Source organism: Phycisphaerae bacterium, from assembly GCA_035384605.1.
Taxonomy (GTDB): domain Bacteria; phylum Planctomycetota; class Phycisphaerae; order UBA1845; family PWPN01; genus JAUCQB01.
The window spans coordinates 1-10,483 of record DAOOIV010000148.1 but is presented as its reverse complement, the minus strand read 5'-3'; the positions used below and the strand labels follow the sequence as shown (position 1 = coordinate 10,483).

Genomic DNA, 10,483 nt, shown 5'->3' with positions numbered 1-10,483 from the left:
AGACTACATATTCAAACCGGCGAAATCTCTGCACTTTCAGAACGACGCTGGCAGCCGGGAATGAGTCATGAACACCTTGCCCATCGTACGCGGGCTCGGAGGCGCCCATGAGAACCATACCACAAGCGGCGGAGCCGCTCATCCGCGAATTCGCACCGGCGTTCACCCGGCCGATCTACCCTTGATTCGTCATTCTGCTGTTCGCCGCGATTCCGGTCACCGGGCGTCGAACGGTCACCAACCTGCTGCGGACGGTGCAGACTTTGGCTCCCGGGCGAGAAGTCGGGACACACGAGGGGATTCTTGAGTTCGCTTGGCAGTCTGAGCCGCAAGTAGCCTATTGCACTTATCACGTCCGAGAAGAACCAAAACCACCACTGCGGCCTGAACCGCCGAAAACCCGCGCATTTCAACCGCCGCCGACATTGCTCTGGGATCGAGCGCCTTGGGATACTCGCGCACGAGGCCGCACAGTTGTCCGACACGGTGATTGACGGCAAGTCTCACCCTGACCTCCAGTTCGACCGAATGTTGAGACGGGGACGCAGCTCGTTTTTGAGGAGCGGCGGGGGGCAGAAGATAAGAGGCGACGCCGGGCGAGCCGGACGATGATCGCCCGGCCATCCGGGTCCGTCCGGCCTCATCTGCGGGCCGATGTTTCCCGGTTCCCCTGTTGTCGAGGTTCTTCTCCACGTTTTCGGCGCCTCCGGCGATTGAGCGGCTTGCTTGATCATGCGGCCGATATCAAGGCGCTTCACCACAAAGCCGCGGGATCCGCGAGCACGAGCCTTGCGACTTCCCATGGCAACATCCACTCCCATCGGCCCCGCTGTTGGAAACCGAGCCCCTGTCCTTGGCTGAACGGGGCCCCTCTGCGCTTTGCCTCGGGCACGGGTCGGGAAACAGTCGTGCGAGCTTAGAAGACTTTTTTATTAGAAGGTGTCAAAACACAAAACAATGCCTACTTGATCAGCTTCCTGCCCGCCAATTCGATGGCTTTGTCCATAGCGTCGGCAATCTGCTCGAATGTCAGCTTCGCCTCGGGCGGGAGAGTGATGCTCAGTTCCTTGCGCAGCGATTCACGAACGGGGTAGTTGCGCGATGGACTCCGGGCCAGCATTCGTTCGGTCTGCTCTGAGGTCAGGAAATCTATCAGTCTCTTTGCTTCATCCGGGTGAGGAGCATTGGCGATCATGGCAACCGAGTTGGGGATCAGCAGCGTGCCGCCGTCACCCATATCAGGGAAAACCATGTCGATCGGCTCCTTGGCGTCCTGACGAACATAGACGTCGTCGGTATCGGTGGCACAGATGTGCAGTTCGCCCCTGGCCACCGCCCGAGCAGCGGCGGCATTACCGTCCTGCAGCTTATCGCCCAGCGTCTGGCTCAACTGCTCGACGAACTCCGCATAGGTCGGCTCCCCCCATGCGGCCAGGAAGGCGGCAAAGTGCCCCCGGGTGGTGCCGAAACGCGGATCGGCAACGCCAAGGACTCCTGCCCAGCGGGAATTGGCGATCTCGCGCCACCGGGTCGGAAGCTCCTCGGGCTTGACCTTCGAGGTGTTGAACGCCAACACGCGGGCTCTCATGCCAAAGGCCGTCCACCGGCCGGCCGGGTCCTTGTAGCGATCGGGAATCCCCTCGGCCGGCGGGCGATACTCGGCCAGCAGGCCTTGCCGCCCCATCTTGATGGTGTTGAACAGCTCACTGGACCAGAAAACGTCGGCCTGCGGGCGGTTGCGCTCGGCATCGATTCGTCGAACCAGCCCGGTTGTCTTCCCGGCCTCGCTGTCGATCTTGATCGCCACCCGAATGCCGCTCTGCTTCTCGAAGGCTGCAATCACTTCTCGCGCGAAGGGCTCATCGACGCTGGTATAGAGAGTGACTGCCGGCTTGTCGCTTGATTGGTCGCACCCGGAAAGGAATGCACAAGCGGCCGCCGCCAGGGCGCACGAAATCGCCTGCGCCCGCGGAAATGAGAAACCACCCATCTCACTTTGCCTCCCCGGCCGGCTTTTCGCCTTCGAACTTGTTCTCGACGGCCTTGACCCGGTCGGCAGGCAGGCCCTCTCTGGCGTCGCTGAAGTACTTGCTCACACTCTTGTGGTACTGGCGCGGGATTGCCTCGCGATTGATGGCATCCGAGACCTCCCGCTCCTTGGAGATCACCGCCTCAACAAACTCGTCGGTCACCTGTCCGGCAATCTGCTCGCCATGGACAAACTGGGTGGAAATGATCGCGCCGGGGTGCGACTCGACTTTAGCCTTCTGAGCCGTGGTCTTGGCACCAGTCTCAGTCTTAGGCGCAATGCCGCCCCGTCCCTGACCAAGTGGACCCATGCCGCTCTGCGACTCCTTCAACTGGCCTTGGCCCTCGCCCAACCCCATCCCATCACACTGTCCCGAGCATTGTCCGGCCTGCGACAGTTGATCCTGCATCTGCTGCAGATCACTGGCCGCTGCCGTGAGCTGGTTCATCTCCTGCTGCAAGGCCTCCATATCCGACAACTGGTCGGCCGCGTCGGTGAACCCGGCTTCGGATCCCTGCCCCGAACCTTGTTGTCCCGGCTGGCCTTGGGCCGCCTGCTTCAGGCTGTCTCCCAGCCTGCCGGCCATCTGGCAACCGCCTTGGCATTTCTTGAGCTGGTTCGCCAGCTTCTGGATGTCCTTCTCCGACAACCCCTGCTTCTTGAGCTGTTCTTTCAGAGCGTCGAGGTCCTGCTTCTTCAGATGCTCGAGAGCCCGGGCGATTTCGTCCGGCTTCATGCCCGTCTTGGCCAGTTCCTGTTGGAGTTTCTTATCGTTCTCGGCAAGCTCCTTGAGCTGATCGCCCAGCTTGTTGATCTGCTTCCTGAGTTCCTCGGCCTTCTGCTTGTCCTCGTCGGTCTTTGGGGCTTTCATCAGGTCGAGCTTCATCTCCTCAAGCGCTTGTTGTGCGCTCTTGTAGTCACCCCGGGCCATGGCCTGAACCAGCTTGCTGACCGCGCTGTCCCCACGTTGCCGAGCCTCCAGCTTCTGGGCGATCTTCTGGAACTCCTCGATCTTGGCCAGATCGGGGTTCTCTTTCTTGTTCTCGATCTGCCGAGCGAGATTGTTGACCTGCTTGATAGGATCCTTGGCAACATCCTCGGGCCGCGTGGCTGGTGGAGCGTTCTTCAAGGCGGCCAGTTGCTGCATCTCCTGTTCCAGAGCGGGATATCTCTTCCGCAAAGTCTCGACCTGCTTGTCGATTAAAGGCTGAACCAGCGCGGCGGCGCGCTCAACGCGCTTCTGTTGCTCAAGCTGTTTCTGCAGAGCTTCCTGTCTGCCGGCCAAGTCGACAACGGGGAAAAGCCAGAAAACCAAGAGGGCAACCAGCAGGCTTGGGCCGGCGTAACTGGCGGACTGAGGGAAACGAAGCGGCAAATGACGACCTACCGTCAGGCCATGTGTTACCCTGTGGGCATCGGCCACAACGGCTTGCCCGAAGGGGTCATCCATCTTCTCGCAGTAGATCGCGCTGCTGATGCGTTCCCGCAAACCGGCGGCATCGTCCAGCGCGGCTGCGGCAACCGACAGCGTCTCACGGGTCAAGAAGGTCCAGACCGCTGAGGCGACGACCGAGGCGCCCAGCAACCCCAGACAGACCCAACCCGTCAGCACTTCGGCGTCCGGCCTCACCAGCCACAGACGATCGATCAGCACAAGGAGAACAAAGAGCGCCGCCCCCCCTGCCAAAGACCATCCGAGCGTGGAGAACCAGCGATTGCACCACAGCCGCAACTGGGCCCGCTTGGCCTTTTTCCGAAGCTCCGACATGGCTCAGTCCCTCGTCAACATCCCCCTGCCCGGTTCGGCGTCGATCCGGGCCCGCCCCCCCGCTGTCCTGCTATCGGCCGCCTCGACGCACCAATTCATGGTACCCTCTGGCATACCAATAGACAACGCTGGTAGACCGGATCTTACGCAATCCTCCCGGCATTAGACGCTCCGGGACAGCTTTTGTTCAGGGTTCCAGGGATAGAATCAGACCATCCGGGTCACCACCATCGCAACAGAAAGACCAGGAAACGCGGACCTGACAGTGTCTTATGAGCCGGCGACCTCCCGCAGGCTCGGCTCCGGGCAAGTGCCCGAAGACCGAAAGGGATGAGCACGGCCACCAGGCCAACCCGCCGCCGCACATGCAAGGAGTTTACCTTCTACCTGTTTCACCTGTCGGCGTTTGGCGAGCGGTCGCGAGTTGCTCATGTCCCGCCGAAGGATGTCTTACCACGGCGGTGAACGATGGCCGGAAATGGAGACAGGCCGGGGCAGAGCCGCTGGTCGGCACGATGCGGCCGAGCCGACGACCGGCCCCCGACCCCTGAGCCGTGCTATAGTCCCAGGATCACTTGATCCACCGATCGTTTGGGAACATGATGAACGCCGCCGTCGTCGCGATAGTACTTGATGTCGCTTTCCGACGTCACCGGCTCAAGGACGATTTTCTCGGCCGGCTTGCCGAGTGCGATAACCAGCAGGATCTGATAGCGTTCCGGAATGTCAAGCGCCCTTCGAAGTTCTTCCCGCTGGATCGAGCCGATGATGCAACCGCCGAGACCTTTTTCGACTGCCCCAAGCAGTATGGTCTGAGCAGCGATGCCGTGATCGCAGTTGATACTGTGACAAGCCTGTGAGTCGCCAAGGATGATGATATACGCCGATGGGCGTTCGCCCTGCGTCGGACCCGTCCAGTCGGTCAGGTATCCGGCCCAAGCCAAGTGTTGAAAGATCTTGGCGTTCTTGTCCGGCTCGCACGAAAGGACGTATCGCAACGGCTGCAAGTTGCCGGACGACGGGCACAACGTCGCCAGTTCAATCAGTTCCCGTAACGTGGCCATGTCGATGGAATGGCTCTGCTGAAAACGACGGTAACTTCTGTTGGCAAGAACAAGGTCTCGAATCATCGCATTCTCCACGCCGCGGACCCCGGCAGACAAACCCTCACACTCGCCCGTTCCTGTTCGCAGGAATCCTAGTGTCGCCTCACGTCCCAGGCAACAAGAGACCGTCAGCATCTCTTTCCTTCTCCGCTGCGGGTGCCCTGCCACCGGGCGTGAAAAAGCCTCATGCCGACCCCACCGCCGGCACGCTTGGCCGGCGGTATCATCCCTTTCCACGCCTTTCCGCTCGTATACACCCTCCTGTAAGTCCGTCGCCGTTCAGCGAGCAGGCGGCGCTATCAGCAAACGTAAGTCTCCGGCCGAGAACGCCTTCGGGCCTCGACGCTCACGGTTCGCGGTGCAGCCGGCAGCAAACCCACGACCGACCTGCGTCCTGGAAAACATCAGCCTCTGCCACAAAAGGCAAGCAGACAGAGTCGCTTACGATGCAACCCTCAAAGTGCCCGCTTTTCGATGCCGAAAAGCTTGCGGCGGCGGTCCCGCATGAAGATTGGCACGGGCAATTCAGCAAGCAGGACTCAGCCCAGGCACTGGAAGGCTGCTTGAGCGATCGTGGACGTCGCCGGCGGGCAGCGTCGGCGTGAACACCGGCGGCGTTGGCTCGGATCGGGGCTTGTCGTTCGGGGCGGAGACCGCAGCGTACCGTGGCAGCCCGCCAGGGTCGCTGAGCGACCTGGAACAAGCCGGCCGGTGAGAGGCTCTTGCCCTCGTATCGCGGGTGAGTGGCCGGCCAGTGTGCCACTGCCGTGTGTACCACCATGGTGCTCTTGTAAGCGTGGAAGCGTTCGGGCCCGGTCATGGAGCAGCTCCGAACCTGATGCACGCGGCAGTTCGAGGACCGGCCGGTGGAACCCAACTCGGCCCCCCGCCAGGCCATCACCTACCTGCCCAAGCACTGGCAGAAGCTGACCGTCTTCGCGCGTCAGCCCGGAGCCCTGCTGGATAACGACGTTGTCGAACGGACTCTGAAGCGGGCGATCCTGCATCGAAAAAACGCCCTGTTCTACAGAACCCTGCACGGGGCCCACGTCGGCGACCTGTTCATGAGCCTCATACACACCTGCCAAAGCGACGAAATCGACCCCTTCGACTGCCTGACCGAACTGCGGCACCGCGCCGTAGAGCTCGCCGCCCAGCCCGAACACCGGATACCCAGGAACTACCCGAACGCGCTCAGCGGCCAACACCTCACTCCCCAACCCTGCTGGAACTCGCCGTGCGCCGCCCCATCTCCCGCGGTTGCCACAGGCTTGCCGAAGGAACACGCTTCATTGGACGCCCGTGTTGGTCACTTCATCGTCGAGCGGCCACTTCGTCCTTGATCCGCTTGACATGACCTCGACCCAGACCTTTCACCTCGCAACCTAATTCGAAATAGCGGCGGATCCGGTTGTCATCGAGAATACCGAAGCAATCGATGACGCAGGTCGGCCGGCCGGCCATTCGGACCACATCATCCGGCGAGAGTTCCAGGTACGGCTTGTGACGAACGGCGAGGATCACGGCGTCGGCCCCCTTGAGGGCCTCGGCAAGATCCTTCTGGACTCGAATGTCCTTGAGGCGTTCCTGGTTGCGGAAGAAGCGAGCCCAACTGTGGCCGGGCGATGGGTACGTGTCCTGTGCCTCCAGCTCCCACCAGTGCTGTACGTAAGGGTCGTGGACGCGCATCTCGGCCCCCATCTCAGTGAGCTTCCGGACCACCAACTCGCTGCCGCTGTAACGCGTATCGCCGACGTCCTCGCGATACGCCGCCCCGAGCAGGGTGATGCGGGCCGCCGCCACGATCTTGCCCATGTTGCGGAGGGCGTCGCGGGTGAGCTCGGCAACGTGCAGCGCCCGGGTATCGTTCACGTTGATGGCGGTCGGCGTGATTTTGAAGATGTCATCCTCGAAGCCCATCAGGTGCCGGTAAGCCCACATGCCCAGGCCGCCGTCCTTGGGAAGGCAATAGCCACCGATGCCGGGCCCCGGAAAGATGATGTTGTTGTGCGTCGGCCGGACCTTGATGGCGTTGACGACCTTGATCAGATCGACGCCGTTGCGTTCAGCGAAAAGGCTCCATTCGTCGAGGAAGGCCAGCATCGTGGCCCGGAAACTGTTCTCGACGATCTTGGTGGTCTCGCTTTCGATGGGTCTGTCAAGGACGGTGAGAGGAAACTTCTCGACGTTGAGCACCTCGGACAGAAACTTCGTGACACGGCGGCGGCTTTCCTCGTTGACGCCGCTGCACACCCGCCAGAAGTCGCGAATGCTGGCAACGTAGTTGCGGCCGGGCATGACCCGCTCAAAGCTGTGGGCAAGCAAGGGCTCGGACTCAACCTTGCGTTCCTCAAATGCCCGCTTGAGGATGGGAAACGCGACGTATTCGGTGGTGCCCGGGGCGACCGTCGTCTCGATCAGGACGAGGCAACTCGGGGGGATGTATCGCCCAATGACCTCGAAGCTCTTCTCCAGAGCGGCCATGTCCGTGTGACCGGTGACCAGATTGCCCAGGTCCTTCTTGATGTAGTCGCACTGCACGTCCACGACCACAACGTCGGCCAGCTTGAGCGCCTCGTTTGTGTACGTGGCGACCAGTGTGCCTTTTTCCTTGACGCAGCGAGGAATAATGGCATCCACCTCCGGGTCCTCGGCCTTCACGGGAGGGATGCCGCGGTTGAGGTAGCCGATCTTCCAGAAACTCCGCGGGCTCGGCCGCTGCATGCCGATGACGAACTTGCTCGGCTTGCCGGTCGCCTTGTCGACGGTATCGGCAACGACCGCAGCCATGACGGCCCCGACGAAGCCCACGCCCACGACGACGACGATCTCGCGGCCCTGCCGGCGCTGCTCGGCCACGATCTTCTGCAACCGTTCAAACTCCGCGGCGTAGTCCGCCTCACTCGGGAGCGGAAACCGTTCGCCATCGGGACTGATCGAATACTCCATATCAACCTCCCGGCATGCAATACCGCTAATGTGACTGGACCGGCAAAGTAACCGCCCCGGCCGGCGCGGTCAAATGGCGCGACAAGGCCGGCAAAGTGGTCACCTCAACTGCCGGTAAGCACCGCAACGGCAAGACACAAACCATTCCCAGGAAGGCAACGAATCAGATCATGGACATCTGCCAGGTGGCAAGAGGGGACTCGCCACCGCTGAATCGGCAATCGCGAGGCAGCTTGACGCGGTCCCTCAAAGCTCAGATCTGTCCCGAAGATTGCCCCGGAAAGACTGGGCCGGGCGGGAATCGAACCCGCACGTCCTCTCGGACAGGGGATTTTAAGTCCCCAGCGTCTGCCATTCCGCCACCGGCCCGTGCGGCCATTCTACAGTGCCCTGGGATTCGGCCTCAAGTTGGCGCACGCACGCGATTCTTGTTGACAGAGGCCCGCCTGGTTTGTTAGCATCAAGTTGCCAGGAGCCGACAATTCTGATGAGAGGGTACTGGCAACATGATCAAGAGAATCGCCATCGGGGCTGCGTGCCTCGCCTTGATCGCGGCATTCTGCATTGTCTTGTCAACATCCGTCTTTTCGTGCAGGCACAAGCAGAGTGGCCCCGCGAACGGGCTTGCGGGTTGGAGCGCGCTGAGGGAGGGGATGACCGAGGACCAAGTCCGGACCGTCCTTGGCGAGCCGAAGTCCAAACGTACGAACCCGATGGAGGGCACGTTCTGGGAGTATACCGAGGGCACGCGGGCGGGCATGGTGCGTTTTGACCCTCGGACCGGGCGCGTCACGCATTGGAACGTACCGTAAAAGCTTACGGCCGGAGATCCGTGCGGCTTGCGCGCATGTTTCTGGATCGCGGAGCGCGTGGGTTGCGGCCCGCAAAAAGGCGGTCCGCCTCAGGTGGCGTGCGGGGGCGGCAGGATCTGCCCATCGGGCCCGCAATCGGCGGAGGTGACGAACATGATTCGTGCCGGCTACCGTAATCGTCACGGCTTCACGTTGATCGAGGTTCTCGTCGTCGTCGCGATCCTGGCAATGTTGATCGCGATCCTGCTGCCGTCGTTGTCCAATGCAAGAGCGCGGGCCCGCCGAACCGTCTGTCTCTCCAATCTTCACCAACAGTGCTTGGGCTTTGCCGCCTATGCGGCCGACCATAAGCACAAGCTGCCGCTGCACGGCGGTACTGGTTACAGCCTTCGGGAATCCGACGAACAGGTCTGGGGCAGGCCGAGGCCGGGGACACGCAGTTTGCCCGTCAACGCCGGGCTCCTCTATGGGAAATACTGCGGGAAGGAAGGCGTGTTCTTCTATTGTCCCAGCAACCTGGAACGCAACTACGATGATCCCTCGTATGGATGGGTGACGTTCAAGAACCCCGGCCCGGTTCCGTACCTTACGTGGGGAGGATACATGTATGCCATGTCGGTTCGCCCGGCGCATGCCCCCTCGGACGACGGGACGCTGAGTTTCACTTACGTACCCGGCCTCTCGATCTACGGCGACTCCTGGGGCGACTACAAGCAGTGGCAGGAGGACTACCGAGCCACGGTGGAACCCCCCGGAGATGAGCGAGTCTACTTCGGCAAGCAACAAGCCCTCCTGTATGACAATCCGCAGGTCATTCCCCACACGACAGGGCACAACGTGGCCTTCACGGACTACCATGCCAAGTGGGTGAGCGATCCGCACGGATTCGTCAAGGCGCATTTCCCCAGCAGCCCCGACGTGAGATGGGACCTTCGCAGCTTCCTCAACCGCTGTTGGGTGCACAGCTTCCTCTCAAGGAGGCAATAGCCATCTTCGTGGCTGAGTCCGTCCGCGGCCGATGAACCGTCAAAGCTCGCGGCGTTGGCGGGAACAGGGCTCTCGATCCGTCGCCAAGCCGCCTGCCGGATCTCCGGCCGTCTGCGCGTGTCCCGGAATGGAACGGTTCTTTCGGGGGACGTCAGATGGTCCCGTACAGAAGCTGATTCAGGTAAGCCCTGACCACTGCCTCGAAGGCGGAAATGATCACCTGCTGCAGCGCCGTTGAGAGTGTACTGCTGAATTCGGTCGAGCAGCTCGATGTGGCCTGAAAGACCACACCTCCCGTTGCCGCCAGCAACACGAATCTGTAGATGCGATGAAGCTTCATCTAAGCACTCCGTTTCCCGGCCCAAAGGACTCTTGTCTTTCAGCAGCCATGCCCACATCGGACGGGCAGCTTCTCAGTCACTCGATCTTCTCCGGTGGCATCCGCGACCGGCCGAGACTGCCGACTGGAGTCTGGGCTGACAACGCCGCTGCACGCGGCAGATGCCGCCACAAGATCCGGCGACGCCATTAAAGCACAGACAGTCGGATAACGCAACTGACACCGTGGCGGCAAAAGATGTCGGCCGCAGCACCCGCGCAAACCGGCGTGTACACGGGGACGCCTCCTCGCGGCACGGTTGATCTGAAATTTGAGACGACGGGTTCGGTGAGAATGACGATGGGAATCGTCAACAGAAGGGTCCCAGATGGGAATCTGGGACCAGCGAAATCGTCGGAAGAGTGGTCCCAGATAGGAATCTGGGACCAGCGGACCCGCAAGATAGGGGTAGGAAGGACGGATTGACCGTCCCCCCTCCCTCCGAACCGGACG

General features: G+C 61.5%; 8 protein-coding genes and 1 tRNA gene. 3 read left to right on the top strand and 6 right to left on the bottom strand.

Going from position 1 to position 10,483, the window contains the following annotated elements; all coding sequences use genetic code 11:
* Positions 1-961: 961 nt before the first annotated feature.
* From PLL20_20170 to PLL20_20160, 3 genes are all read right to left on the bottom strand, one after another.
* Positions 962-1,990, bottom strand: coding sequence for an extracellular solute-binding protein (locus PLL20_20170; protein ID HPD32317.1), 1,029 nt, complete (start codon positions 1,988-1,990; stop codon positions 962-964).
* A gap of 1 nt (position 1,991) precedes the next feature.
* Positions 1,992-3,797, bottom strand: a complete 1,806-nt coding sequence (locus PLL20_20165; GenBank protein HPD32316.1) for a hypothetical protein — start codon at positions 3,795-3,797, stop codon at positions 1,992-1,994.
* Between the two features lie 557 nt (positions 3,798-4,354).
* The gene (locus PLL20_20160; GenBank protein ID HPD32315.1) at positions 4,355-4,927 is read right to left on the bottom strand and encodes a nitroreductase family protein; all 573 of its coding nucleotides are present in this window, start codon (positions 4,925-4,927) and stop codon (positions 4,355-4,357) included.
* A gap of 842 nt (positions 4,928-5,769) precedes the next feature.
* On the opposite strand from PLL20_20160, the gene PLL20_20155 reads away from it, so the two are divergent.
* The gene (locus PLL20_20155) at positions 5,770-6,246 is read left to right on the top strand and encodes a transposase (protein ID HPD32314.1); all 477 of its coding nucleotides are present in this window, start codon (positions 5,770-5,772) and stop codon (positions 6,244-6,246) included.
* Here PLL20_20155 and PLL20_20150 read toward each other — a convergent pair.
* Positions 6,218-7,852, bottom strand: a complete 1,635-nt coding sequence (locus PLL20_20150; GenBank protein ID HPD32313.1) for a nucleotide sugar dehydrogenase — start codon at positions 7,850-7,852, stop codon at positions 6,218-6,220. The two genes, PLL20_20155 and PLL20_20150, sit on opposite strands and share 29 nt — an antisense overlap.
* 286 nt (positions 7,853-8,138) lie before the next feature.
* Positions 8,139-8,221: transfer RNA gene (locus PLL20_20145), tRNA-Leu, on the bottom strand.
* Positions 8,222-8,358: 137 nt separating this feature from the next.
* Between PLL20_20145 and bamE the strand changes: the two genes are divergently transcribed.
* Both bamE and PLL20_20135 read left to right on the top strand, forming a co-directional pair.
* Positions 8,359-8,664, top strand: a complete 306-nt coding sequence (gene bamE / locus PLL20_20140; protein HPD32312.1) for an outer membrane protein assembly factor BamE — start codon at positions 8,359-8,361, stop codon at positions 8,662-8,664.
* A gap of 153 nt (positions 8,665-8,817) precedes the next feature.
* Entirely contained in the window at positions 8,818-9,651 is an 834-nt protein-coding gene (locus tag PLL20_20135; protein HPD32311.1) for a type II secretion system protein, read from the top strand.
* A gap of 151 nt (positions 9,652-9,802) precedes the next feature.
* Here the strand turns inward: PLL20_20135 and PLL20_20130 are convergent, their stop codons facing one another.
* Positions 9,803-9,991, bottom strand: coding sequence for a hypothetical protein (locus tag PLL20_20130; protein HPD32310.1), 189 nt, complete (start codon positions 9,989-9,991; stop codon positions 9,803-9,805).
* Between the last annotated feature and the right edge of the window lie 492 nt (positions 9,992-10,483).

Coding starts and splice junctions, on each gene's coding strand:
- PLL20_20160 (HPD32315.1), bottom strand. CDS start 4,927: ATGATTCGAGACCTTGTTCTTGCCAACAGAAGTTACCGTCGTTTTCAG.
- PLL20_20170 (HPD32317.1), bottom strand. CDS start 1,990: ATGGGTGGTTTCTCATTTCCGCGGGCGCAGGCGATTTCGTGCGCCCTG.
- PLL20_20150 (HPD32313.1), bottom strand. CDS start 7,852: ATGGAGTATTCGATCAGTCCCGATGGCGAACGGTTTCCGCTCCCGAGT.
- PLL20_20165 (HPD32316.1), bottom strand. CDS start 3,797: ATGTCGGAGCTTCGGAAAAAGGCCAAGCGGGCCCAGTTGCGGCTGTGG.
- PLL20_20130 (HPD32310.1), bottom strand. CDS start 9,991: ATGAAGCTTCATCGCATCTACAGATTCGTGTTGCTGGCGGCAACGGGA.
- bamE (HPD32312.1), top strand. CDS start 8,359: ATGATCAAGAGAATCGCCATCGGGGCTGCGTGCCTCGCCTTGATCGCG.
- PLL20_20135 (HPD32311.1), top strand. CDS start 8,818: ATGATTCGTGCCGGCTACCGTAATCGTCACGGCTTCACGTTGATCGAG.